This is a genomic window from Streptomyces sp. NBC_01352, from assembly GCF_036237295.1.
GTDB lineage: Bacteria > Actinomycetota > Actinomycetes > Streptomycetales > Streptomycetaceae > Streptomyces > Streptomyces plumbiresistens.
The window spans coordinates 4238689-4261274 of sequence record NZ_CP108354.1; the positions used below are offsets into that span (position 1 = coordinate 4238689).

Annotated in this window: 25 protein-coding genes; 3 read left to right on the top strand and 22 right to left on the bottom strand. The window is 69.9% G+C overall.

Annotated features, from left to right (window positions below; translation table 11 throughout):
• Window positions 1–24: 24 nt before the first annotated feature.
• From OG252_RS19575 to OG252_RS19595, 5 genes are all read right to left on the bottom strand, one after another.
• Entirely contained in the window at window positions 25–405 is a 381-nt protein-coding gene (locus OG252_RS19575) for a roadblock/LC7 domain-containing protein (protein WP_329345165.1), read from the bottom strand.
• A 303-nt stretch (window positions 406–708) separates the two neighbouring features.
• The gene (locus OG252_RS19580) at window positions 709–2019 is read right to left on the bottom strand and encodes an AI-2E family transporter (protein ID WP_329337552.1); all 1311 of its coding nucleotides are present in this window, start codon (window positions 2017–2019) and stop codon (window positions 709–711) included.
• 123 nt (window positions 2020–2142) lie between these two features.
• Window positions 2143–2844, bottom strand: a complete 702-nt coding sequence (locus OG252_RS19585; protein WP_329337554.1) for a transglycosylase SLT domain-containing protein — start codon at window positions 2842–2844, stop codon at window positions 2143–2145.
• 398 nt (window positions 2845–3242) lie between these two features.
• Entirely contained in the window at window positions 3243–4568 is a 1326-nt protein-coding gene (locus OG252_RS19590; RefSeq protein ID WP_266434293.1) for a PhoH family protein, read from the bottom strand.
• Between the two features lie 348 nt (window positions 4569–4916).
• Window positions 4917–5690, bottom strand: coding sequence for an isoprenyl transferase (locus OG252_RS19595; protein ID WP_266434295.1), 774 nt, complete (start codon window positions 5688–5690; stop codon window positions 4917–4919).
• 693 nt (window positions 5691–6383) lie between these two features.
• Between OG252_RS19595 and OG252_RS19600 the strand changes: the two genes are divergently transcribed.
• Window positions 6384–7535: a winged helix DNA-binding domain-containing protein gene (locus OG252_RS19600; protein WP_329337557.1), complete on the top strand. Its 1152-nt coding sequence runs from the start codon at window positions 6384–6386 to the stop codon at window positions 7533–7535.
• A gap of 26 nt (window positions 7536–7561) precedes the next feature.
• Here OG252_RS19600 and OG252_RS19605 read toward each other — a convergent pair whose 3' ends face one another.
• Window positions 7562–8386, bottom strand: coding sequence for a methyltransferase domain-containing protein (locus OG252_RS19605; protein WP_266448112.1), 825 nt, complete (start codon window positions 8384–8386; stop codon window positions 7562–7564).
• Between the two features lie 131 nt (window positions 8387–8517).
• Here OG252_RS19605 and OG252_RS19610 point away from each other — a divergent pair, with 131 nt between their 5' ends.
• Window positions 8518–9003, top strand: coding sequence for a DinB family protein (locus OG252_RS19610; RefSeq protein WP_266434299.1), 486 nt, complete (start codon window positions 8518–8520; stop codon window positions 9001–9003).
• 24 nt (window positions 9004–9027) lie between these two features.
• Here OG252_RS19610 and OG252_RS19615 read toward each other — a convergent pair whose 3' ends face one another.
• On the bottom strand, window positions 9028–9609 hold the full coding sequence (locus tag OG252_RS19615) for a dihydrofolate reductase family protein (protein ID WP_329337559.1): 582 nt from the start codon (window positions 9607–9609) through the stop codon (window positions 9028–9030).
• A gap of 112 nt (window positions 9610–9721) precedes the next feature.
• On the opposite strand from OG252_RS19615, the gene OG252_RS19620 reads away from it, so the two are divergent.
• Window positions 9722–10093 carry a DUF192 domain-containing protein gene (locus tag OG252_RS19620; protein WP_329337561.1) on the top strand — a complete coding sequence of 124 codons (372 nt, stop codon included), beginning with the start codon at window positions 9722–9724 and terminating at the stop codon, window positions 10091–10093.
• Between the two features lie 55 nt (window positions 10094–10148).
• Here OG252_RS19620 and OG252_RS19625 read toward each other — a convergent pair whose 3' ends face one another.
• The 15 genes from OG252_RS19625 to OG252_RS19695 form a co-directional block, all read right to left on the bottom strand.
• Window positions 10149–11147: an alpha/beta hydrolase gene (locus OG252_RS19625; RefSeq protein ID WP_329337563.1), complete on the bottom strand. Its 999-nt coding sequence runs from the start codon at window positions 11145–11147 to the stop codon at window positions 10149–10151.
• Window positions 11148–11242: 95 nt separating this feature from the next.
• Window positions 11243–11875 carry an OmpA family protein gene (locus OG252_RS19630; RefSeq protein ID WP_266434307.1) on the bottom strand — a complete coding sequence of 211 codons (633 nt, stop codon included), beginning with the start codon at window positions 11873–11875 and terminating at the stop codon, window positions 11243–11245.
• 7 nt (window positions 11876–11882) lie between these two features.
• On the bottom strand, window positions 11883–12464 hold the full coding sequence (locus OG252_RS19635; protein WP_329337565.1) for a hypothetical protein: 582 nt from the start codon (window positions 12462–12464) through the stop codon (window positions 11883–11885).
• Between the two features lie 34 nt (window positions 12465–12498).
• The gene (locus tag OG252_RS19640) at window positions 12499–13098 is read right to left on the bottom strand and encodes a pilus assembly protein TadG-related protein (RefSeq protein ID WP_443068496.1); all 600 of its coding nucleotides are present in this window, start codon (window positions 13096–13098) and stop codon (window positions 12499–12501) included.
• Window positions 13098–13295 (bottom strand): Flp family type IVb pilin, encoded by a 198-nt coding sequence (locus OG252_RS19645; RefSeq protein ID WP_329337567.1) that lies wholly within the window; start codon window positions 13293–13295, stop codon window positions 13098–13100. The genes OG252_RS19640 and OG252_RS19645 overlap by 1 nt, the downstream gene beginning before the upstream one ends.
• Window positions 13296–13401: 106 nt before the next feature.
• The gene (locus tag OG252_RS19650; RefSeq protein WP_329337569.1) at window positions 13402–14172 is read right to left on the bottom strand and encodes a response regulator transcription factor; all 771 of its coding nucleotides are present in this window, start codon (window positions 14170–14172) and stop codon (window positions 13402–13404) included.
• A gap of 14 nt (window positions 14173–14186) precedes the next feature.
• Window positions 14187–15419 carry a sensor histidine kinase gene (locus OG252_RS19655; RefSeq protein ID WP_329345167.1) on the bottom strand — a complete coding sequence of 411 codons (1233 nt, stop codon included), beginning with the start codon at window positions 15417–15419 and terminating at the stop codon, window positions 14187–14189.
• Between the two features lie 172 nt (window positions 15420–15591).
• The gene (locus OG252_RS19660) at window positions 15592–16479 is read right to left on the bottom strand and encodes a DUF5936 domain-containing protein (RefSeq protein ID WP_266448118.1); all 888 of its coding nucleotides are present in this window, start codon (window positions 16477–16479) and stop codon (window positions 15592–15594) included.
• An 18-nt stretch (window positions 16480–16497) separates the two neighbouring features.
• Entirely contained in the window at window positions 16498–17442 is a 945-nt protein-coding gene (locus OG252_RS19665; protein ID WP_266434314.1) for a type II secretion system F family protein, read from the bottom strand.
• An 11-nt stretch (window positions 17443–17453) separates the two neighbouring features.
• Window positions 17454–18791: a CpaF family protein gene (locus OG252_RS19670; protein ID WP_329337571.1), complete on the bottom strand. Its 1338-nt coding sequence runs from the start codon at window positions 18789–18791 to the stop codon at window positions 17454–17456.
• Between the two features lie 10 nt (window positions 18792–18801).
• Window positions 18802–19176: a TadE/TadG family type IV pilus assembly protein gene (locus OG252_RS19675; RefSeq protein ID WP_266434318.1), complete on the bottom strand. Its 375-nt coding sequence runs from the start codon at window positions 19174–19176 to the stop codon at window positions 18802–18804.
• Between the two features lies 1 nt (window position 19177).
• Window positions 19178–19558, bottom strand: coding sequence for a TadE/TadG family type IV pilus assembly protein (locus OG252_RS19680; RefSeq protein WP_266434320.1), 381 nt, complete (start codon window positions 19556–19558; stop codon window positions 19178–19180).
• 2 nt (window positions 19559–19560) lie between these two features.
• Window positions 19561–20820, bottom strand: a complete 1260-nt coding sequence (locus OG252_RS19685; RefSeq protein WP_266434322.1) for an AAA family ATPase — start codon at window positions 20818–20820, stop codon at window positions 19561–19563.
• 9 nt (window positions 20821–20829) lie between these two features.
• Complete coding sequence (cpaB, locus tag OG252_RS19690) at window positions 20830–21537, bottom strand: Flp pilus assembly protein CpaB (RefSeq protein WP_266434324.1); 708 nt, start codon at window positions 21535–21537, stop codon at window positions 20830–20832.
• Window positions 21538–21604: 67 nt separating this feature from the next.
• The gene (locus OG252_RS19695; RefSeq protein WP_329337574.1) at window positions 21605–22522 is read right to left on the bottom strand and encodes a hypothetical protein; all 918 of its coding nucleotides are present in this window, start codon (window positions 22520–22522) and stop codon (window positions 21605–21607) included.
• Between the last annotated feature and the right edge of the window lie 64 nt (window positions 22523–22586).

Consider the following 22586-nt stretch of genomic DNA (forward strand, 5'->3'; position numbering starts at 1 on the left):
CCGCGCGCGGCCCCGCCGGTTCCTTCAGGCTGTTTCCGAGTCGGTGAGGATCGAGCCGATACGGCGCAGAGTCGGCTGGGTCGCGCGGTGGAGCTCGTCCACGTCGATCCCCTCGTCGCCCAGGACGACCATCAGCGCGGTGTCGCCGACGGCGTACACCGCGGCGCAGCCGTGGCTGCCGTAGGTCACCGTCCGGCGCAGGCTGCCGCGGGCGGTGGCCTCGGCGGTACGGCGGGCGAGACCGAGGCCGGCCGCGGCGAGGGCGGCGAGGCCCTCCGGGTCGATGGAGTCGGCGGTGTCGGCGGCGATCAGCAGTCCGTCGGCGGCGGCGAGGGCGGTGTCGGTGATCCCGGTGACCTGTTCGCGCAGGCCGCGCATTTCCAGCGCCAGGGCTTTGTGGTCCATGTGGTCCATGTGTCCGACTCCCCTATCTGTGTGAGCAGCACCGAGGGAGGCATGTGTATCAGGCCGGGCGCATATTCCGGACGCGGTATTCCGAGCTGTCGCCGACTGGCGTTAGTTGAGCCTTCCGGTTGTCCAACTGGCTTGGGACAGCGCCCATTTGACAACTACCGGCGTTGTCGTTGCCGTCAGCTGGGGGCTCTGCCCCCAGACCCCCGGGCCTATGCCCACCCATCACCCGTCTCGGTCGGACAAGAAGTGCCCAAGACCTCTGCTCTCGCCCCGCCGAGACGGTTGGCGCGTGGTCTACGACGCCGGGGGCGGCTCCGTCGGTGCCGTTTCCACCGCCGTGGCGCCCCTGGGCCTCGGCGACTGCTTCAGCGCGACCTCGTGGGAGTACGAGCGCAGATAGCCGACCACCGTGTTCGTCACCGCCACCAAGGGCACCGCGACCACCGCACCGCCGATGCCGGCGACCATCCCGCCCGCGGCGACCGACAGGACCACCGCCAACGGGTGCACCCGGACCGCGCGGCCCAGGATGAACGGCTGGAGGATGTGGCCCTCGATCTGCTGCACCGCGAGGACGACCACGAGCACCATGACCGCCGTGAAGACGCCCTGCGTCACCAGTGCGACCACGACCGCCAACGCCCCGGACACGACCGCGCCGACGAGCGGGATGAAGGCGAACAGGAAGATGAAGACGGCGAGCGGGACGGCCATCGGGACGTCGAGGAAGTAGATGCCGAGGCCGATGAAGATGGCGTCGATCAGGGCCACTATCACCGTGCCGCGGACGTACGCCGTCAAGGTCCGCCAGGCCCGCGGGCCCGCGCCCGCCACACCCGGCCGGGCCGCCGCCGGCACCAGCTTCAGCGTCCACTCCCAGATGCGCCGGCCGTCGTACAGCAGGAACAGCGTCGAGAAGGCCGCCAGCAGTATGCCGGTCAGCGCCTCGACCACGACCGTCACGCCCTCCAGGCCCGCCGAGGTGATCTGGTCGGTGTTCGCGCCGACCGCGTCGCGCAGGTTCTCGGCGATGTCGTTGATCTGCTTGTCGGTGACGTGGAAGGGGCTGTTGAGCAGCCACTTGCGCAGCTCGTCGATGCCGTCCTGGACCTGGTCGGAGAGGTTGTCGATGTTCTCCATGACCTGCCAGGTCACGAACCACCCGATCAGACCCATGACGACGAAGCCGAGGATCGCGGTGAGAGCGGTGGCGAGCCCGCGGGGGAAGCCGAGCCGCCGCAGCCGTTCCACCGTCGGCTGGAGCAGCGCGGTGATGAGCAGCGCCGCCACGAACGCCAGCACGACGAGTTGCACGGCGCTGATGACCCGCATCAGGACCCAGAGGGTGCCGGCGAGGACGAGCAGGCGCCAGCCGGCCTCGGCGGCGACCCGGACGCCCCAGGGCACGGCGAGGGCGGGATCCGGGCGGTCCGCGGCGACCGGGGGCGTGGGATCGGCGGGCAGCGGACGGTGGGCGGGAGGCAGGTCGCGTTCCTCCGCCTCCGCGTGCTCGCGCTCCGCCTCGGCCCGGCGCTCGCCGAACCGCTCACCCATGTCGGTCAGTTTGGCGCCGACCCGACCGAGCCACCCCGGCACTGGTGACATGATCCGTCCCTTTTCCCCGTCTCTCCCCACCACTCCCCCTGGCGTCGTCCGCACCGACCGTACATGCCGAAAGCCCCTCCCCCTAGGACGGGGAGGGGCTGCGCGGGGTTGAGCGTCGCGGGCTCAGTACCAGTTGTTGGCCTGCCAGAAGGACCAGGCTTCACACGGGCTGCCGTAGCGGCTGTCCATGTAGTTGAGGCCCCACTTGATCTGGGTGGCCGGGTTGGTCTGCCAGTCGGCGCCGACCGACGACATCTTGGAACCCGGCAGGGCCTGGAAGAGACCGTAGGCGCCGGAGGAGGGGTTGACCGCCCGATAGTTCCAGTCGGACTCGTGGTCCACGATGTTGCTGAAGCACTGCCACTGGCCGCTCGACACCATCGCCTGCGCCATCGCCTGGATCTGCGCGATGGTGTAGGAGTTCTGGACGGGGAAGCTGGAGGAGTCCCGGCTGGCCTTGGTCTCCGCCTCGGCGCGTTCCTTGGCCTCCTGGGCAGCCTTCTCGGCGGCTTCCTTCTTCTCTATCGCGGTCTGGGCGGCAGCCTTGCGGGCCGCTTCCTCCGCCACCTTCTTGGCGCTCGCGTCCGCGGCGATGGCCTGTACGTCCGCCTGCTGTGTCAGCGAGGCGGTCTGTACCTGGGCCTGCTGACCCGCGGGGATGTCTGCGAGGAGCGTCGAGTCGGCTGCAGTCGCCTCGGCGTCGTTGTTCTGCGCGGTGCTGCCCGAGGCAACTCCAACAACGCTTCCGACAGCGGTGACCGCCGTGGCAGAGGCCACTGCGAATCCCCGGACCGAAATCGGGCTCACACGGTTTCCTTCCAGCATCGCCCGCTTCGGTGACCCTGGCGGACGCAATCGTGCCCCTGGCACTGGCCTCCCAACTGCGGGGTCACGGAGGCGCGGGCCCGGTGGGCAACTCCCTTGCGGGGAGCGCCGCGTGGTGAGCGGGCGGCATACGGCGACGATATGGAGTTGATGTGGTGCTTCTGTGGTGCCGTACCGCTGGGGGTACAGGTGTGCCGTATGCGGGGCCTGACAGGAGTGAGACTCTGCCGTAACCGGACGCCGCAAGGCAATTCTGAGTTGCGTGTGAAAGCTCACATCTCGTTTGGGCCAGGGGATTCCGAGAAAGCTCCACGCGCGAAGGCGCCGCCCGGCTAGGCTCACTGCCTTTCCGAACGGCGCCAACTACCGCGTAACCGGCCCTAATTGGACCGAGCTTCTCAGATGTGCCCATCCTCCAGCATTTCGGTCACAAGGGCCGCGATCTGGGACCTCTCGGACCGCGTCAGCGTGACATGGGCGAAGAGCGGATGCCCCTTCAGTTTCTCGACGACGGCGACGACTCCGTCGTAGCGGCCGACTCGCAGATTGTCCCTTTGCGCCACATCGTGGGTCAGAACGACCCGTGAATTCGCGCCGATCCGGGACAGAACGGTCAGCAGGACGTTCCGTTCCAGCGACTGCGCCTCGTCCACGATCACGAACGCGTCGTGCAGGGAGCGGCCGCGGATGTGAGTGAGCGGGAGCACCTCCAGCATCCCGCGGGCGCTGATCTCCTCGATGACCTCGCGGCTGGTGACCGCGGACAGCGTGTCGAAGACCGCCTGTGCCCAGGGGCTCATCTTCTCGGACTCGGAGCCGGGCAGATAGCCGAGCTCCTGCCCGCCCACCGCGTACAGCGGCCGGAAGACCATCACCTTCTTGTGCTGACGGCGCTCCAGGACCGCCTCGAGCCCCGCGCACAGCGCGAGCGCCGACTTGCCGGTGCCGGCCCGGCCTCCCATGGACACGATCCCGACGTCCGGGTCGAGGAGCAGATCGAGCGCGATGCGCTGCTCGGCGCTCCTGCCCTTGATGCCGAAGACCTCGCGGTCCCCGCGCACCACCCGGACGTTGCCCTCGGGCGTGACCCGGCCGAGCGCCTTGCCGCGCTCCGACTGGATCATCAGCCCCGTGTGCACGGGCATGTCCGCGGCCTCGGGGACGTAGACCTGCCCCTCCTCGAAGAGGATGTCGACCTGCTCGCCGGGCAGGGTCAGTTCGGACATTCCGGTCCAGCCGGAGGCGTCCGTGATCGCGAGCTCGGCGCGGTACTCCTCGGCGAGGAGCCCCACGGACGAGGCCTTGATCCTGAGCGGGAGATCCTTCGACACAACCGTGACGTCGAATCCCTCGGCCTGCAGATTGCGGGCGACCGCGAGGATGCGGGAGTCGTTGTCCCCGAGGCGGTAGCCGCTGGGCAGGACGCTGGGGTCCGAGTGGTTGAGCTCGACACGGACGGTCCCGCCGAGATCCCCGATCGGGATAGGAGCATCAAGGCGGCCGTGCTGGACGCGGAACTCGTCCAGCAGGCGCAGGGCCTGCCGGGCGAAGTAGCCGAGTTCGGGATGGTGCCGCTTGGCCTCCAGTTCCGTGACCACGACGATCGGCAGCACGACTTCATGCTCGTCGAAGCGGTTCAGGGCGTGCGGGTCGGCCAGCAGGACGCTGGTGTCGAGAACATAAGTGCGCCGGTCTGGCTTGTGGCGCTTTGTGCTGGTCACCACGGAAGGACGTACCCCCTCGGATGAGGTCGGGGAGCGACGGAGTGGAGCTGGACCGGTCGTCGGCCGCTCTGCACGGACCGAGAACCGGCCCTCCGCCTTGTCGTCCGCGCTGTGACCGCACGGTCGGGCTGGTGCAAAGGGCCTCCCGGGCGGACGGCCCCGTGCCGTCCGCTGAGATACGACACCCGTGGTTCGGGCGTCGACCTGCTTGGCTTATGCCCTCGAACATGCGCCGCCATGCCAGTGCATATGACGGCGCGCTGGTGAACTCCTTGTTACTTCCGCCCCAAACGGGGTATTCGGGCGCCCTCGACGGGTTGGCCGCCCCGGCCGGCGGAACGCGGTCGACTAGCCGCCGTAACGGCGGTGGCGCGCTGCGTAGTCGCGCAGGGCGCGCAGGAAGTCGACCTTGCGGAAGGCCGGCCAGAAGACCTCGCAGAAGTAGTACTCCGAGTGGGCCGTCTGCCAGAGCATGAATCCGGACAGCCGTTGCTCGCCGCTGGTACGGATCACCAGGTCGGGGTCGGGCTGGTCGCCGGTGTAGAGGTGGCGGCCGATCATGTCGACGTCGACGGACTCGGCGAGGTCCTCCATCGAGGTGCCCTTGTCGGCGGCGTCCAGGATCATCGAGCGGACCGCGTCGGCGATCTCCTGGCGGCCGCCGTAGCCGATGGCGACGTTGACCAGTATTCCGTCGACCTTCTCGGTGGCCTCCTCGGCCTCCTTGATGGTGCGCTGCATGCCCTGCGGCAGCAGGTCGAGCGTGCCCACGTGGTGCACGCGCCAGCGGCCGTCGGCGGCGAGGGAGCGGACGACGTCCTCGATGATCCCGAAGAGCGGGACCAGCTCTTCCTGCGGCCGGTCGAAGTTGTCCGTCGAGAACAGCCAGAGGGTGACGACCTCGACGTCCGTCTCGGTGCACCAGCCGAGGAACTCCTCGATCTTGTCCGCACCGGCGCGGTGACCCTGGGCTGTGGTGGAACCCGCGGCCTTCGCCCAGCGCCGGTTGCCGTCCATGACGACACCGATGTGCTTGGGCACCTGGGCGTGGTCCAGGTGGCCTTCCACCCGGCGTGCGTACAGCCTGACGAGCAGGCTGCGCAGCTTGTCGCGCAGGTTCACGTGATTGTCAGCCCCTCCGTACGGTGGCGGTCCCCGCGGAGCGAAGGGTATCGCGGGCGTGTGGTGTGGGGTGCGGGAGGGTTGCGGCGCCTGTGGCGGCGGGCTCGCCCCCCGGGGAGGTGGCCCCGCATCTCCTACGGGTGCCCCCTGTGAGAAACAAAAAACGGGCCGGTCCGTGGGGGGGATACGGACCGGCCCGAGGGGGGGTTTCCACCATAACCCTTCGTAAGTGATGCTGCGTGCATCGGCGTGCCACAACTACTCTCCGGAGTCGGACAGCGACGGCCCGGTGGCCGTTCGAGGGCCTCTCAGGAGCGGGTTCATGGCCGGAACACAGCGGATTCTCAGGGGAATCGGAAGGTTGCGGGGAGATCCGGGAGGTTCGGTGCGCTTCCCTCTTCCGGGTGAGGGCGGGGTGAGCGCGCCTTTGACGCCGGGAGTGTCGGCGGTGGCCGCGGCACCGCGCAGCCCCCTCCACTGCACGGTACCGGCCGCGCAGCTTTGCTCACGCGAATTACCTTGGTCTGAACTTACGTGAGATGCGCGGCGGAGGTGAGCCGCCTGCGATAACAATGTGGAAACCCTGTAGAGGCATGGAAATACGGGGCACACATCCTCGCTGGGCATTTATGGAGAACCCGGACACACCGAACTAGGACACGATCTGACCTCCTACCGTCCTACCCTCGCCGCATGACCGTGAGAATCACGTGGGACCAGGCGAGTGCACGGCGGCTGGAACGTCAGTTCCTGGCCACTCCTGCCAAGGAGGGCACCCCGGCCGCCGACATCGTGGGTGCGATGCTCGCCGCGCATGCGCAGGTGCTGTCCGCGGCGGAGGTGTCGGTGGGCGTACGGAGCACGGGGACGGCCCGGGCGGACGTACGGGCCGCACTGTGGGAGGACCGCTCGCTGGTGAAGACGCACGGTCCGCGCGGGACCGTCCATCTGCTCGCCGCGCGGGAACTGCCGGTGTGGAGCGCCGCGCTGACGGCCGTACCGTCCGGGGCGAGTCCCTTCGCACCGGGCGCCCGGGTCACCGAGGAGCAGGCGGGGCAGATCGTGGCGGCGATCGGGGACGCCCTGGACGGCGTGTGTCTGACCATCGACGAGCTGAGCGAGGAGGTCGTCGCCCGTACCGGCCCCTGGGCCGGCGACCCGGTGATGCCCGCCTTCCAGGACATGTGGCCGCGCTGGCGGCAGGTGATGCACCGGGCGGGCCAGTCCGGCGCCCTGTGCTTCGGCCCGAACCGGGGCCGCAAGGTGACGTACACCCGCCCGCCGCACTTCGCCCCGCTGCCGGCCCAGGAGGCGGTACGTGAGCTCGTACGGCGCTATCTGCGCGCCTACGGCCCCTCGACACCGGCGTACTTCGCCAAGTGGCTCGCCGCACCGGGCGGTTGGGCCGGCGGGCTGTTCCGGGAGCTGGCGGAGGCGGGCGAGATCGAGGAGGTCGCCTTCGAGGGCGCACCGGCCTGGGTGGCGGCCGACGACACCGCCTTCCCCGACGGGCCGGTCCGGGGCGTACGGCTGCTGCCCTACTTCGACGCGTACGGCATCGCCGTGCAGCCCCGTGCGCTGCTGTTCCCGGGAGCCGCGTACGAGCGGGCGCTGGCACGCGGCCAGGCGGGGAACTTCCCCGTGCTGCTCGTCGACGGGGTGGTGGCGGGGGTGTGGCACCAGCGGCGCCAGGGACGGCGTACGACCGTCACGGTGGAGCCGCTCGGGCGCCTCACGGCGCGGCAGGAGCGGGAGTTGGCGGAGCAGGCGGAGCGGGTGGGCGAAGTGCTGGAGGCGAACGCGGAGTTGGTGGTGGGGGAGGTGACGGCGGGGCCGCACGCGTGACGTGACGCCGCGTACCGGCGTCGGGTTCATGGCTTGGACTTGCGGGCGTCGAAGAGGTGGCGGGTGCTGTGGGCGACGAAGGGGCCCTCGGACTCGATCTGCTCGTGCAGGGCGCGAAGCCGGGGTTCGTAGGCCTCGACGGTGAAGCCGGGGACCATCCAGACGACCTTGCGCAGGAAGTGGACGACGGCGGCGATGTCGTGGAACTCCATACGGAGGCGCTCGGTGCGCAGGTCGACGACCTCCAGGCCGGCGGCCTCGGCGGCGGCGCGTTCGCGATCGGGATGGCGGTCGGCGCTGGTCTCCGGCGGCAGGGGGCCGAGGAAGTACTCGACGAGCTCGAACACGCTGCGGGGGCCGACGTGTTGGGCGAAGTAGGTACCGCCGGGCTCTAGAACACGGGCGATCTCCGGCCAGTTGGGGTCGACGGGATGCCGGCTCACCACGAGGTCGAAGGCCGCGTCCGCGAAGGGCAGCGGCGCGTCCTGGGGCGAGGCGACGACGGCGACGCCGCGCGGGCGGAGCAGGGCGGTGGCCTTGGCCACGTTCGGCGGCCAGCCCTCGGTCGCGACGGTGAGCGCGGGTGCCTTCGGGGCGGCTGCGCCGAGGGCGAAGTCCAGGACCTCGCCGCCGCCGGTCTGGAGGTCGAGCGCGGCGGTCGCGGCGGCGAGCCGGGCGGCCGCCGAGCGCGCGTAGCCCCAGGAGGGCCGCGCCTCGGTGGCCCGCCCCTCGAACCAGGAGAAGTCCCAGCCCTCGGTGGGGACGGCGGCGCCCTCGGCGAGGAGCTCCTCGAAGCCGCGTCGCCGCCGCACGTCCTTCGTCGTGCCGTGGTCCGTCGTTCCGTGGTCCATCGTGCCGTGCTGCTCTGCCATGGGGAGATGGTCCCAGGGCGTTGTCAGTGGCCGCTGTTAATTTTCACACCATGACGAGTCAGGGTGTTCAGGGAGTACCAGGAGTACCGGGAGTACCGGACGCTTCGGGCATGCCGTACGCGGGCGGGGAGAAGGAGACGCTGCGCGCGAGCCTGGACCGCCACCGGGACGCGGTGCTGTGGAAGCTGGAGGGGCTGGACGACGAGCAGCTGCGCCGGCCGGTCACCCCGTCCGGCACGAACCTGCTCGGCCTGGTGAAGCATCTGGGGTCCGTGGAGTACGGCTGGTTCGTGGGGGCCTTCGGCGGCGAGGTCGAGCCGCTGTGGTTCGACCCGTACGAGGACATGGTGGTGGGCGAGGACGAGCCGACGTCCCGGATCACCGACTTCTACGGCCGAGCCCGCACCGCCGCCGACCGCACGATCTCCGCCCTGTCCCTGGACGAACAGGGCCGTCCGGCCTGGCGCGAGGACGACTCCGTGTCCCTGCGCTGGGTCCTGGTCCACATGATCGAGGAGACCGCGAGACACGCTGGCCACATGGACATCCTGCGGGAGCTCATCGACGGGGCTACGGGGGATCACCGGCCGGGCTGACGAAGGGAGTGCTGTCGCGCGTGGTCACGCGTCGGCGGTGCGGTCGCGCTCGTGGCGCAGGAGGACGACGCCGTTGCCGAAGGTGTGGGAGTCGATGAATCGGAGGGAGGCCGGGGTTCCGGGCGCCGGGAAGAGGGGCTTGCCGGCGCCGACGAGGGCGGGATGGACGAAGACACGGAACTCGTCGACGAGGTCGTGGCGGAGGAAGGCGGCGGCGAGGTCGGCGCCGCTGAGGAGAAGGTCGCCGCCCGGTTGTTCCTTGAGGGCCCGGACCTCCTCGGGGACGACCTCCCGCGCGACGGTGGTGTTCCAGCCGGCGTGCTCCAGCGTCCGCGAGTACACGATCTTCGGGATGTCCCGCCAGACACGGGCGAACTCGACGGTGGCTTCAGTGGCCTCGGGGTCGGAGTCGGCCGTGGGCCAGAACGCGGTCATGGCCTCGTAGGTCACCCGGCCGTACAGGATGGCGCCCAAGCGCGGGAGCAGGTCGTTGAAGTGCCGGTGCACTTCTTCGGCGGGGTCGGCCCGGTGCCAGCTGATGTCACGGTCAGGGCCTTCCATGTAGCCGTCGAGAGACACCGCACTCACGAGGACGATCTTCCGCATGCCACACCTGTCTTGTCGGGTCTGGTGTCATCTGTCGGGTAATCGGCGACCACCGTAGTCGCTGTCTCGCGTATGAATAGGGAGGCGCAGAGGGAGAGGTGGGTGGCTCGCCATGGGTCGGTGGCGTGACGGGCGGGGAGAACTGGTCGTACCCGGCGAGGGCGGGGCGGTCGTCAGGGTCCCGCTGGAGATCGCCGCGTCGTACCGGGCCCGTACGAAGGGCCTGCTCGGCCGGGACTCCGTCGACGGGGCGATGCTCCTCTCCCCCGCCGGCGGCGTCCACACGTTCCGGATGCGCATGCCCATCGATGTCGCGTACCTGGACCGAAGACTCAAGGTCATCGCCGTACGCAATATGAAGCCGGGGCGACTGGGCCTGCCGAGGGTGAGGGCACGGCATGTGCTGGAGGCGGAGGCCGGGGTGATGGCGGGGTGGGGGCTGCGGGTCGGGGTTCGGGTCGCGGTTGAGGTGAAGGCGGAGTAGGAGCCGGCGACTGGTTCGATGGGGGCACCTGGGGGCCTGGGAGCCCCCGGGAGCACTACGGCAGCAGGCCGTGCAGAAGGTCCGTCACCCGCGTCGGGTCCGAAGGGCCGAGATGGTTGGCGTTCGGGAAGTTGTGGACCGTGAAGCGGTTGTCCGGGGTGAGTTCGTCGGCTTCCGCGATCATGCGGTCCTGGAGCTCCGGGGACACGGTCCTGTCCTTGCCGCACCTGATGTACGTGCGGGGAACCCGGCCCCACGTGTGCGCGCGGCCCACCGCCCGGCCCGCGTACGCCGTCACCGACTCGTCCGTCTGCATGCCCTCCAGCACCCGCAGGAACTCGGCGTCCGTGTAGTCCGCGCAGATCATCTCCTTGAACACGGCCAGGTCGCGGGGGTTGGACGTACGCCAGTTGAGGCGCAGTACACCCAGCTTCTCCGGGTCACCGACCATCTGCTCCAGCGGGGTGATGGAGCGCTGACCCTCGGGGGAGGCCGTGCACGCGTCCGGGGACGGCATGCTGCGGCTCGGGCAGAAGGCCGCCAGGTAGCAGAGGTGCGCGAGGAGTTCGGGTACGGCGTCCGCGACCCTGCTGACCGAGACGCCGCCCAGGCTGTGCCCGACCAGCACGACCGGACCGCCCAGACGTGCGGCACGGCGTACGGCGCCCGTCACCCGCCGCTCGAAGTCGTCCAGGGTGAGCGCGGCGACCGGGGAGGGTTCCGTCGCGAGGGCCCGCAGGTCCTGCGCCTGGTAGGCCTTCGGGATGAACTTCTCGGTGCCGTGCAGCGGTTGGTCCACCGCGACGACGCGGTGCCCGCGCAGCGCCAGCTCCCTGCCGATCGCCGTCCAGAACGCGCCCGCGCTGTGGGTGCCGTGGACCAGGACGTATGTACGGACGGCACGGTGCGTACGTTCCGTCGTGCGGCCTGAGTCGGTCGCCCGCGCCGTACCCGCGCCGACGCCGACCGCGAGGGCGGCACCGCCGACCGATGCGGCGAGCCGGAGCGTGTGGCGCCGCGTGGGCCTGTCGTGGTGAGTCACGTTGTCTGCCATGCCGACGAGGCTACGAACGCCCTGGTCGCCTCACCATGGCTCTGCCCACCCGGGCGACGGTGTACGTGGCAACACCTCCCTGCGCGGCAATCCGCTCAGCTCTCCGTACGTGGGAACGAGACCTCCACCCGTCGGTTCTTCTTCCGGCCGGACTCCGTCGCGTTCGAGGAGATCGGGTACTGCTCGCCGTAACCGCGGACCTCGAAGGTGACGTTCGGGTCGTTCAGTTCCTGGTCCAGGACTGCCTGTACGGCGTTGGCGCGTTGCCTGGACAGGACGTCGCCGTGGGCGGAGGAGCCGAGGTTGTCCGTGAAGCCGAAGACGCGGATCCTCGTCGCGTTCTGGGTCTTGATCTCCTCCGCGATCCCGGAGATACGGGCCCTCGCCTCCGCGCTCAGCTTCGCGCTGTCCTTGCCGAACAGCACCTCCGCCTGGAGCGCGAACTTCACGTCCGCGTTGGTGTCCTCACGGCGTTCGTCGCCGCTCTGGTCTTCGACGACCTGCTTGATGTCGAGAACCTTGGCCTCGGCAAGGGTGGCGCCCTCGGGGAGCTTGAGGTCGGGGTCGTTGGCGTCGACGTTGACCGGGGCGGAGGCGGAGGGTTCGGTGCCAGGGGGGACGCTGGGCGAGTCGTCGGCGTGGGCGGTCGTGGCGGTGAGGAGGTTCGCGGCGACCATGAGGGAGGCGGCGGTGAGGGTCAGGGCGAGGCGGGGGGCCGTGGGGTTCATGTCGGCCTCACCCAGAGATCGTGATCGTGGCGCTGGCGAAGGTCGGCAACTGGAAGGCTACTTCGGTCGTATCCGTGGGTGGTGCCGGGAACTGCATGAACACAGCGAGGCTTTCGCCCGCCTTGAGGGTGGAGAAGCCCGTCGTTGTCAGCGGACGGCCGTCCGTGTCGCGGAGCACGTAGTACCGCTTCTTGCCCTTTGAGTCGACGAGGGTGGCACCGCCGAGTGATCGACCGTTCCTTACGATCTCGGTCTCCTCGCCCCGCACCGCGGCAGGAACGGCCACGCCCTCGTCGGCGTCGTTCTTCAGGGTGCCATTCACGGTGACGAACCCACCGGCATCACGCTCGGCAGAGGTGATCTGGAGAAGAAGGCCGTCCTGGCCCTTCAACTCGGCCAGGGGTTCGTCCGACTGCCCCTCCTGAGCGCTCGGATTGGACTCGCTCTCCTTCGAGGCGGACGCCGGGGTGTCCGGCTTCTTGTCGTCGCCGCCGCCTCCGCCGCAGCCGGCCACACCGACGGCCAGACCGGCCGCAACGGTCAACGCGACCATCCCCCTGCGGGCCCTCGCAGTGAACCGATTGCTCATCTCTCCGCTTCCTTCATCACTCGTCGTTCGCTTGTCAGTCGGCCAGATGGACGTCGAAGAGGTCCTGGGGTTCCGGCAGAACGGTGAGGTCGTCCGGGTCCAGTTCCCAGGTCTGGTCGTCCTTGCAGGTGAGTTGCGGCAGGACGTCGTCCGCCGCGTCCTCCCCCGGGAGCTCGAACTCACAGAGCGGCTCGATAACAGCGGTGGCGGACGCCGTTGAGTGAATGTTCTCCGTACCGGGAACGATGGAGTCTCCCACGGGCTTATTGGTTTTCAGCTCGACCCTGTAGCCCAGGAGCCCCACCGGAGCGCAGTCCACCTCGCCGGCGTCGTTCTGGGCGGCCAGCTGGTTCGCCCGCTCGCAGGAGTTCACAATTCCTGGCACGTTGCCTTCGAAAATGCCCGGCCACTGGGTCGGGTCGAGTACGTCCTCGACCCACTGGCCTGCGAGTTGGTCCCGGGTGTCCAGGGCTGCCGCCAGCGCCGCGGCATCGGCGGCCGTCTGCGCACCGTTTCGATTCGCCGCGGCCTGGCCGACCGCAAGGTACGCGAACGCAAGCAAGAGCAGGCCCCCCACCACTGTGATGTAGATGGGGAAAGCCTGCCCTGCGTCGCTTTGCCTGCGGAGCCGGATCAGCCGCCGGTCACGTTCGCGATCTGAGTGGTGATCGCGTCGAAGATCGTGTTGCCGATGTCCGTCCCGGTGATCGCCAGCACGATCGCCACGACCACCGCGATGATGCCCAGGTACTCCACCGCGGTCTGGCCCTCGTCGTTGCGGACCGCTCGAGTCCGCAGGTACGCGACGGTGGTGTTGATCCAGTTGCTCATGGGGTTCCCCTCCGATGGCGGCCGACCGGCAAGCGATGGACCCAACGTATGGCGAAACACCCTGTCCTGCCGAGGGCCCCTGGGCCCAATTCCCCGTCACCACAGCTCACCCCAGTTCCCGGTAGGAACTCGGCGCCGTGCCGAGCCACTTCGCGGCGGCCTGGGAGCGGCTTGTGCTGTGGAGCTTGGCGAAGATGCGGTTGATGTGGTTCTTGACCGTCTTCTCGCTGATGAAGCAGGCGGCGGCGATCTGCTGGTTGTTCATCCCCGACGCGATGAGGTCCATGATCTCCGCCTCCCTCGTACTCAGCTGGAACCGCGACCTCGACGACTGTCCCACAGTTGGTTGCAGTTGCGAAAGCCCTTTGGGGAAATTACGGGGGCCCGGGATGGCTCGCAGGGCGAAATAGCCTGGTGGAGCTGGTAGTTCATCATTCACTTGTGGAATGAGCGCGTCCACATTTTCGTATGCAGTAGCACTCTGATGGGTCGCGGCAGCGGCCGCTCGTACGGCGCTGACAAGTTCCGTCACCGTGAACTCACCGTGGACCAGGTAGCCCCCGGCACCTCGGCGCATCGCCTCGCGGACGGTCTCCGGCTCCGCGCTGTACGTCAGCATCAGGACCGGGGCGATCCTCACCAGGTACGGGAGTGCCGAGATGCCGTCCGTGCCGGGCATGCGAACGTCCAGGAGGACCACGTCGGGGCGGTGGTCGCGGGCCGCCTCGCAGGCCTCCTGGCCGTTGGTGGCCTCCGCGACGACGGTGATGTCCGGGCGGCCGGAGAGCAGGGCGGTGAGGCCTGCGCGTACGACCGGGTTGTCGTCCGCCACTACGACCCGTAGGTGGGTGCGGCGTGGCGTTTGCTGGTCCGGCATCTTTCGGCCTCCTCTCAGGGAGTGGTGGGGGGTTGGGTGGTGGATAAGGGGGGCGGCGGGGTCACTGCCGCCAAGGGGAGTTCCAGTAGGACCTCCGTGCCTTTCGCATGGGCGCCCCGGCCTATCTCGATCCGGGCACCGACTGCCTTCGCGCGCTCGACCATGCCGACCAGACCGAAGTGGCCCGATCTGCGGAGGTCTTCGAGGGTGGTGTCGGGCGGGAGGCCGCGGCCGTCGTCGTACACGCTGATGCGGAGCAGGTCGCCGTGGACGACGCCCGCGCGGACGTCCACGTGTGTCGCAAACGCGTGGCGGTGGGCGTTCTCCATCGCTTCCGCGGCGATGGAGAGGAGTTGGCGGGCCACGGCGGGCGGGACGAGGGGTGGCTCGGTGGTCTCGCCGGTGGGGTGGTACGACGCCGGGAGGGCCGTACGGGCGGTGAAGTCCTGGGTGCGGGCGGCCAGTTCGGACAGTACGTCCGTGGCGTGGGCCGGGTCCGACTCGCGGCGCAGGTCGGTGAGGAGTTCGCGGGACTCGGCGGCGGCTCGGCGGGCGGCGCGGGCGACGAGTTCGGCCTGCTGCTTCACGCGGGCCGGGTCCAGGTCCGGCGACCCTGCCGTGTGGGCCAGGCCGTCCGCCGCGAGGGCCACGCCGTGCAGGGTCTTGGCCACGGAGTCGTGCATCTCGCGGGCCAGGCGGGCCCGTTCGGCGCCGACCGCCTCCGTGACGGCGAGGCGGGCCCTGACGGTGGCCAGCGCCTGCGTCGCCGTCCCGAAGCGGAGCATCAGGTTGCGCAGGGTGGAGCCCACCGCGCCGGTGATGACGCACAGGCCGGGGAGGAGGAGTCGCTCCGCCAGGCCGACATCGGGTCCGTCCTTCAGGGTCGCGTGGACCAGCAGGAGGATCAGGGACTGGAGCGAGGCGAAGACGGCGGCGCCGCGCCAGCCGTACACGATGCCGGCGAGGAGCGGCGTGCAGACGCTGACGTAGGCGAGGGTGGTGTCCGGGCCCGCGGAGATCAGGAGCAGGGAGCCCAGGAGGGTGTCCGCGGCGAGGAGGGTGGGGTGGCGGAGGAGGAGGGGTCCGAAGCGTTCCCAGTCCCTGAAGAGGACGTACGACGTCATGAAGGTGACCACTACGGCGGCGCCGACCAGGCGGACGCCCAGGCCGGGGTTGGCGTTGAGGAGCGCGGCGGGGGCGGCCACGGCGATCATCGCGAGGCGGAAGCCGAAGACCTGGCGGCACATGGCCTGGAGGGCGTTGACCTGGACGGAGAGGGCGGGTGCGCCGAGGTGCGCCCTCTGGGGCCCGTGAGTCCCCTGCGGCCCCCTCGCTCCCCTCACTCCCCTCGCTCCCTGCGAGGCCTGATCGCCGTCGGCGGTCGTGTGTCCGGTCACCGTCACCATGCCGTCCCCCTCCCTACTCCCCTGTGATGGACCCGAAGTCCGTCCCCGAGCCCAGCAGCAACCCCGCCCCCAGCAGGATCATCGTGGCCGGGACCATGAACGTCGTGATCATCATCGTGGCCTTGGGGACCGCCCTCGCGGCCTTGCGGCGGGCGTTCTGGGCGTCGGTCCGGCGCATGTCCTTCGCCAGGGACACCAGCGTGTCGACGATCGGCGCGCCCAGTTCCTCCCCCTGCTGCAACGCCGTCACGAACATCGCGACCTGCTCGGAGTCGTTGCGTCGGCGCAGTTCCGCGAAGGCCTGGCGGCGGCTCATCCCGAGGTCCATCTGGCGGAGGGTGATGCGGAGTTCGTCCGCCCAGGGGCCCTCGTACTTCGACGCCACCCGATCGAGTGCCTGCCGGAAGCCCAGCCCCGCGCTCACCACGACCGCGAGCACGTCCAGGAAGTCCGGCAGGGTCCGCTCGATGACGTCCTTCCTGATCCGGATCGCCGACCAGATGCCGACCTCCGTCCAGAACGCGCCGAAGGCCAGCAGCAGGAGGGCCACCAGGAGGTCGCCCCGGAGCAGGAAGACCAGGAAGCCGACGCCGCCCAGGAAGCCGTAGACCGCCCGGCGGGCCGCGTACCGGTCGATGGTCAGGCCGCCGGGGTTGCCCGCGAGGTCGATCTTGCGGCGGTACTTCGCGACCTGCTTGGGGCCCATCAGCCGTAGCACCGCGGGGGCGTAGCGCATGCCCATGCGGTCGATGAGGGAGTCGACCGCGCCGGTGCGGGTGGCGCCGACCTCCAGGGCCAGCGCCAGGTCGCTGGGGAGCTTCGCGTCGGCCCGGTACATGCGGATGCCGGCGAAGATGCCCCAGACGCTGAGGCCCATCAGCAGGGCGAGCAGGAGTGCCATCATGTGATCCCCCGCTGCTCAGACGTCGATGCGGGACAGGCGGCGGATGAGGATGAAGCCCACCGCGTAGAGCGCGAACGCGATGATCACCGCCCCTTGGCCGACCGGCGAACCCGTCATGCGGTCCAGGGCGCCGTCCTTCACGCCGTTCATGAGGAAGAGCGAGCCGACGCCCAGGACCGGGACGGCGTACGACGTCATGCTCACCTGGGACAGCTGCGTACGGACCTCGCGCCTGGTCTCCTTCCTCTCCTCCAGCGTCTCGGTCAGGTTCCGCAGGGCGCTGACGACCTGGCCGCCCGCCCGGTTGGACAGGACCAGGGTGGTGACGAGGACGACCAGTTCGCGGGAGGGCAGGCGTTCGGCCATCTCGCCCAGCGCGTCGTCCATCGTCGCGCCCATCGCCAACTGGTTGGCGACCTTGGCGAGTTCCTCGCCCGCCGGGGCCTCCAGTTCCTCCGCCGCCATGCCGATGGCGGTCCGCAGGGCCAGTCCCGCGTGGGTCGCGTTGGCCAGGATGCGGGACATCTCGGGGAGTTGGTTGATGAACTTCTCGATGCGTTTCTGGCGTTGCCAGTTGAGGAACTGGACCGCCGCCCAGATGCCGAGCAGTCCGGCGATCGGGCCGAAGAAGGGGGCCAGGGTGGCCTGGCCGATCAGCCAGAGGCCGGCGACGGCGGCGAGCATCGCGGCGAAGAACTCGCCGGGGGTGATGTCCAGGCCGGTCGCCGCCAGGCGGAGCTCCAGCTTCCGGCCGAGATTGGTGCCGCGCAGCCGGCGGTCCAGGTTGCGGAAGCGGCGCCGGCGGCCGGTGAGCGGTATCTGGCCGGCGGCCGAGAGGCGTTCGACGAGTGCGGCCCGCTGTGCTTTGCCCTTGGCGTAGGTGTGGACGCCGATCACGGCGAGGACGCAGGTCAGCAGCGCGATGCCGGTGGTGAGGGTGACGAGGGTCTCGAGATCCATGGGGGTCGTTCCTACCTGGCTACTCGGGTGGCTAGCTGGTCTGCGGACTGGGCCACGCCGAAGGCCTGGGGCGTGGGCTGGCTCGCCATGTAGAGGCGGTCGGCGGCGCGGCGCGGGATGGGGAAGTACTCGAAGCGGCCGTAGATCCGGCCGTCGGCCGCCATCGGCTGGGCGTTGAAGCGGGCGACCGTGGCGATGCGGTACGGCTCGCTGCCGTGGCTGTCGAGCAGGGCGATCTCGGTGATGCGGCGGACGCCGTCGGCGAACCGGGTCAGCTGGATGATGACGTCGATCGCGCTGTTGATCTGGTCGTGCAGCGCCTCGAAGGGGATCTCGACCTCGGACATCGACGCCAGGGTCTTGAGCCGCATGAGCGCGTCCTCGGCGCTGTTGGCGTGCACGGTGGCCAGCGAGCCGTCGTGGCCGGTCGACATCGCCTGGAGCATGTCGAGGGACTCGCCGCCGCGGACCTCACCGACGACTATCCGGTCGGGGCGCATCCGCAGGGAGTTGCGGACCAGGTCGCGGATGGTGACCCGGCCCTGGCCCTCCACGTTCGGCGGGCGCGACTCCAGGCGGACCACGTGCCGCTGCTGGAGCTGGAGTTCGGCCGAGTCCTCGATGGTGATGATGCGGTCGGTGTCGGGGATGAGACCGGACAGGGCGTTCAGGAGCGTGGTCTTCCCGGTGCCCGTGGCACCCGAGACGATGATGTTGAACCTCGCCTGCACCAGGCCCGCCAGCAGATACAGCATGTGGTCGTCGAGGGAGCCGAAGCCCGCCAGCTCCTGGAGCGTGAAGGAGCGGGGGAAGCGGCGGATGGTGAGGATGGCGCCGGTGAGGGACAGGGGCGGGATGATCACGTTCACGCGCTCGCCGGAGGGGAGGCGTGCGTCGACCATCGGGTTCGACTCGTCCACCCGTCGGTTGACCGTCGAGACGATCCGCTCGATCGTCTGCATCAGCTGGTCGTGGGAGGGGAAGCGCAGCGGCAACTGCTCGACCCGGCCGCCGCGTTCGACGAAGATCGCGTCCGGGCCGTTCACCATGATCTCCGTGATCGACGCGTCTTCGAGCAGCGGCTCCAGGATGCCGAGTCCGAGCGCCTCGTCGACGACCCTGCGGATCAGCTGGGAGCGCTCCACCGTCGACAGGACCGGACCCTCACGGCTGATGATGTGCCCGAGCACCCGCTCCAGCCGCGCCCGGCGCTCGGCCGCCGCGAGCGAACTCATCTCCGCGAGGTCGATCTCCTCCAGGAGTTTGGCCCGGTAGGAGGCGACCAGGTGGCCGTCCTCGCCCCGGCTGCCGTTCTCTTCCGGGGTGTTGATGCGTGACCGCAGGCTCATGGGTGCGTCCTCAGTGGTCGAGCGGCATGGTGGCGGTCTTCCGGGCGGGGTCGAAGTCCCAGCCGGGGACGACGGACGGGATGTCGACGGTGGCCGTGACGGTGACCTCGTCGGCGCCGCGCGCCTCCGTGCACTCGGTTCCGTCCGCCAGCCAGTCGCTGACCGCGTTCTGGCAGCCGTCCTGGGCGCCCAGGTCCAGCGAGGCGGCGCGCGCTCCGGCCCGGGCGGCGGTCCCGGCCTGCTGGGCGGTGTAGGCGATCAGCCCGATCTGTACCCCCGCCAGCGCGACGAGGATCAGGATCGGGATGAACCCGAGGTACTCGAGGGCGACCTGGCCGCGGTCGCGGCCGGTGCGGCGAGCCCTCCCCTTCCCGTCGTACGACATCTCAGTCCTTCTCCTCCTCTACGGCGCCCGCGTGGCCGTCGACCGTGAACGGAAAGCCGATCGAGCCGGGGAAGAGGACGGGGACTTCGAGATGGACGTCGGCCGTGACATAGCCGCCGGCCGTGTTGCACTCCACCGTGCCGCTCCACGCGCCCGGCAGCTTGTCCAGGCCCGCCTGCTGACACGCGCCCTGCCGCGCACCCGGGTCCGCCGCCGTCGCCGCCCGTACCGCCTCGTCCGCAGCATTCCCCGCGAGCGTGTACGTGTATCCCAGCAGCACGAACTGCCACATCAGCACCAGCGTGAGGATGATCAGCGGGGTCATGCCGAGGAACTCGATGGTGACCTGGCCGTCGTCGTCTTTCCACCGGGGACGGCGCATCCCTACCTCCCCAGCTCTCTGCGCCGCCGGAAGCCGATCGCCGACCGGTCGCCGTTCCGCAGCCGGCCGGCGCGGTGGCCGGGCGACTCGGACCCCTTGACCAGGCCCAGCTCTCCCGCGAGACCCCACAGGGCCTGTTTCACGGTGCTGCGGTTGTCGAGTTCGTGGACGCGGCCGGCGTCCACCGCGCTCTGGAGTTCCTTGAAGTTGGCGGGGATCGCGGTGCCGGCGACGGCGGTGCCGGTGATCTTTTGAATCAGCGGGGGCTGGATCTCCGTACCGCGGGAGTGGCGGTTGACGACGACCGTCGTCTCCTCGGCCTTGCGGATCTGCAGCCGGTCCCACATCCGTACCGTGCGTTTGGCGCCCCGGACCGCCACCACGTCCGGAGTCGTGACCAGCAGCGCGGTGTCGGCCATCTCCACGGCGGCCGCGCCCGCGCCGCTGAGCTGGGAGCCGCAGTCGACGACGACGATCTCGTAGCGGGAGCGCAGGGCGCTGACGATCTGGCGGGCGGCGCGGTCGGTGACCTCCTCGCCGCGTTCGCCCTCGCCGGGGGCGAGCAGCAGGGCGAGGCCGGTGTCGTGGCGGAAGACGGCGTCGGCGAGGACGCGGGGCGAGATGTCGGTGATGGTGGCCAGGTCGACGACCGAGCGGCGGAACTGGACGTCCAGGAACGAGGCGATGTCCCCGGTCTGGAGGTCCATGTCGACCAGGGCGGTGCTGCGGCCGGACGCCTGGGCGGCGAGGGCGAGTTGGATGGAGGTGAGGGTCGCGCCCACGCCTCCCTTGGCCCCGCTGACCGTGACGACGGTGCCGCCGACGCCGGTGAACACGTCGCCGCCGGCGCCGAGGTGACGCCGTACGCCCACCGACCACTGGGCGACCGCCTGGACGCGGATGGCCAGCTCCTCGTACCCGAGCGGCAGGGCGATCAGGCCGCGGGCGCCGTAGTCCATGGCGGCCTGGAAGAGGCCGGGGCTGGCGTCGGAGGTGACGAGGATGACGCCGACGGCCGGGAAGCGGAGGGCGACCTCGCGGATGAGTTCCAGGGCGGGAACCGGTCCGATGCGCTCGTGGACGACGACGACCTCGGGCAGTTCGTCGATCGACTCGGCGGCGAGGCGGGCGAGGGCGTCGATGAGCTGCGTGGAGTCGGTCACCGGGGCCATCGGCTCGGCGTCCGGGAGCTGGCTGAGGAGTGTGGTGATGGACCGGACCGCGTCCGCGTCGCCGACAGCCGGGAGGATCCTCGTGGGCATGGCGGCCTCTCACTTGTCCTTGGCGAGTTCGTAGGTGCGGTCCTGCTCCGGAACGGTGGTGTCGGTGCCCGGCGCGACGAGCGCGAGCCGGACCTCCTCGGCGAACGACTCCGCGTACGTGATGCGCTGGGCGTCGACGGTGGTGAGCGCGAAGGTGATCGGGACGGCGTCGGTCTCCTGCCGGGTGTTGTCGCTGTCGTCGGGCTTGAGGGCGGTCAGCTCGCCGACGTCGATGACCCTGGCGTTGGTCACGATGATCTTCGACTGGGCGGGGTCCTGCTCGCGCTGTCCCTCGAAGGTGGCGTACACGTTGACCGTCGATCCCGGCGTGATCTTTCCCGCCACCCCGGTCGCCGCGTCGATCATGATGGCGACCTCCTGCTGCCCGGGCTGCAGGGCGGGCTGGTCGACGATCATGTCGCTCTGCAGCAGGGAGCCCGCCTTCAGCGTGGTGACGGCGATCTTGCCGCGGATCTGCGAGAGATCGGTGACGGCCGTCTCGGAGAGCCAGCGCTCGGGCATCTCGGTCTTCTCGAACTGGCCCGCGGTCAGGCTGGTGTAGGGCTGCACGTCGGACTTCAGCCGGTACGCCGTGACCTCGGGGCCGACCTTGGACTTCACGTCGTTGATGACGGACAGCACGCCGGCGAAGGCGCCGAGGGCGCACAGGACCGACAGAAGCAGGAGTATCACGCCGCGGCGCTGACGGGAGTTCATGAACCGTGCAACCTCATTGGGGGTTCGGTCGAGCGGAGTCGGTGGGTGGCGGGCGGCCTTCGAGGGGTCACCCGGCGGGCAGTTGTTTCTGGTACCGGGGTGCTGCGGCTGACGCGGATGACGCTGGTGACGCGGCTGGTCCGGGCTGTGCCGGTGCTGTCGCGGAGCAGAAGACGCAGCGGTCGCCGATGAGGTCGATTCCGCACCAGTGACAGATGTTCTGCCGTACCGAGGTGACCAGTTGGTAAAGCACCGACAGGTCGGGCAGGAAACTGCAGAACTCGATCAGCTTCCCGGTCCCCCACCACCGCGCGGACTCGGCCGGCAGCGGGCACTCGCGCAGCCCTTGTACGTTCCACGCCTTGGCCAGCGAGTCGTTGACCCAGTCGGACTGGAGCTGGCCTCTGGCCACCAGCATCGACGTGGCGAACTCCGGGCCCGCCAGGGTGGCCCCGGGTCCGATGCGCTCCAGCTGCGGCTGCGGATGGGCGAGCACCGCGAACTGGCTGCCCGGCACCCAGGACTTGGCGTGCGACTTCAGGCCCACGGGCACGCGGTCGAGCTTGGTGACGGAGCCGAGGAGCGCGCCCGTGTGGATGTAGTGGGTGAGCAGCCGGCCGGCCGAGGCGAGCACGCCCGGACTGAGGTCGCAGGAGGCGAGCTGCCGCAACTGACGTGCCAGGACGGCGAGTCCGAGGGGCGGCAGTTCGGGACGGAACAGGGCGATACGGTCGCTCTCCAGCAGGGACCGTACGGTGTACAGCCGCCGTTCGGTCTGCTGTGACACCGCCTGCGAGCAGACGACGATCACATGTCCGTGCTGGTCGATCAGCGACTGCAGGACGGCCAGCGACCGCTCCAGCGGCTCGCTGTCCAGGTCCGGCAGGACCACGGCGGGCATGGTCCGTTGATCCTGCGGTGGCAGCGCCATGTCGGCACTGGTCACAGCAATGGCAGTTGGCACGCGCAGCTCCCCGAATCCCATGCCCGTCGGCCCGCCCGGCCCTACCCCGGCGCACCCAGTCGACTTCACTGCGTGACTACCTGAG

Coding starts and splice junctions, on each gene's coding strand:
- OG252_RS19670 (WP_329337571.1), bottom strand. CDS start 18,791: ATGAGCCTGCGGTCACGCATCAACACCCCGGAAGAGAACGGCAGCCGG.
- OG252_RS19635 (WP_329337565.1), bottom strand. CDS start 12,464: ATGAGCAATCGGTTCACTGCGAGGGCCCGCAGGGGGATGGTCGCGTTG.
- OG252_RS19685 (WP_266434322.1), bottom strand. CDS start 20,820: ATGCCCACGAGGATCCTCCCGGCTGTCGGCGACGCGGACGCGGTCCGG.
- OG252_RS19695 (WP_329337574.1), bottom strand. CDS start 22,522: ATGGGATTCGGGGAGCTGCGCGTGCCAACTGCCATTGCTGTGACCAGT.
- OG252_RS19680 (WP_266434320.1), bottom strand. CDS start 19,558: ATGCGCCGTCCCCGGTGGAAAGACGACGACGGCCAGGTCACCATCGAG.
- OG252_RS19605 (WP_266448112.1), bottom strand. CDS start 8,386: ATGGACCACGGAACGACGGACCACGGCACGACGAAGGACGTGCGGCGG.
- OG252_RS19585 (WP_329337554.1), bottom strand. CDS start 2,844: ATGCTGGAAGGAAACCGTGTGAGCCCGATTTCGGTCCGGGGATTCGCA.
- OG252_RS19625 (WP_329337563.1), bottom strand. CDS start 11,147: ATGGCAGACAACGTGACTCACCACGACAGGCCCACGCGGCGCCACACG.
- OG252_RS19580 (WP_329337552.1), bottom strand. CDS start 2,019: ATGTCACCAGTGCCGGGGTGGCTCGGTCGGGTCGGCGCCAAACTGACC.
- OG252_RS19650 (WP_329337569.1), bottom strand. CDS start 14,172: ATGCCGGACCAGCAAACGCCACGCCGCACCCACCTACGGGTCGTAGTG.
- OG252_RS19575 (WP_329345165.1), bottom strand. CDS start 405: ATGGACCACAAAGCCCTGGCGCTGGAAATGCGCGGCCTGCGCGAACAG.
- OG252_RS19620 (WP_329337561.1), top strand. CDS start 9,722: ATGGGTCGGTGGCGTGACGGGCGGGGAGAACTGGTCGTACCCGGCGAG.
- OG252_RS19600 (WP_329337557.1), top strand. CDS start 6,384: ATGACCGTGAGAATCACGTGGGACCAGGCGAGTGCACGGCGGCTGGAA.
- cpaB (WP_266434324.1), bottom strand. CDS start 21,537: ATGAACTCCCGTCAGCGCCGCGGCGTGATACTCCTGCTTCTGTCGGTC.
- OG252_RS19660 (WP_266448118.1), bottom strand. CDS start 16,479: ATGGCACTCCTGCTCGCCCTGCTGATGGGCCTCAGCGTCTGGGGCATC.
- OG252_RS19655 (WP_329345167.1), bottom strand. CDS start 15,419: ATGTGCCGCCAGGTCTTCGGCTTCCGCCTCGCGATGATCGCCGTGGCC.
- OG252_RS19665 (WP_266434314.1), bottom strand. CDS start 17,442: ATGGATCTCGAGACCCTCGTCACCCTCACCACCGGCATCGCGCTGCTG.
- OG252_RS19675 (WP_266434318.1), bottom strand. CDS start 19,176: ATGTCGTACGACGGGAAGGGGAGGGCTCGCCGCACCGGCCGCGACCGC.
- OG252_RS19610 (WP_266434299.1), top strand. CDS start 8,518: ATGCCGTACGCGGGCGGGGAGAAGGAGACGCTGCGCGCGAGCCTGGAC.
- OG252_RS19645 (WP_329337567.1), bottom strand. CDS start 13,295: ATGAGCAACTGGATCAACACCACCGTCGCGTACCTGCGGACTCGAGCG.
- OG252_RS19615 (WP_329337559.1), bottom strand. CDS start 9,609: ATGCGGAAGATCGTCCTCGTGAGTGCGGTGTCTCTCGACGGCTACATG.
- OG252_RS19630 (WP_266434307.1), bottom strand. CDS start 11,875: ATGAACCCCACGGCCCCCCGCCTCGCCCTGACCCTCACCGCCGCCTCC.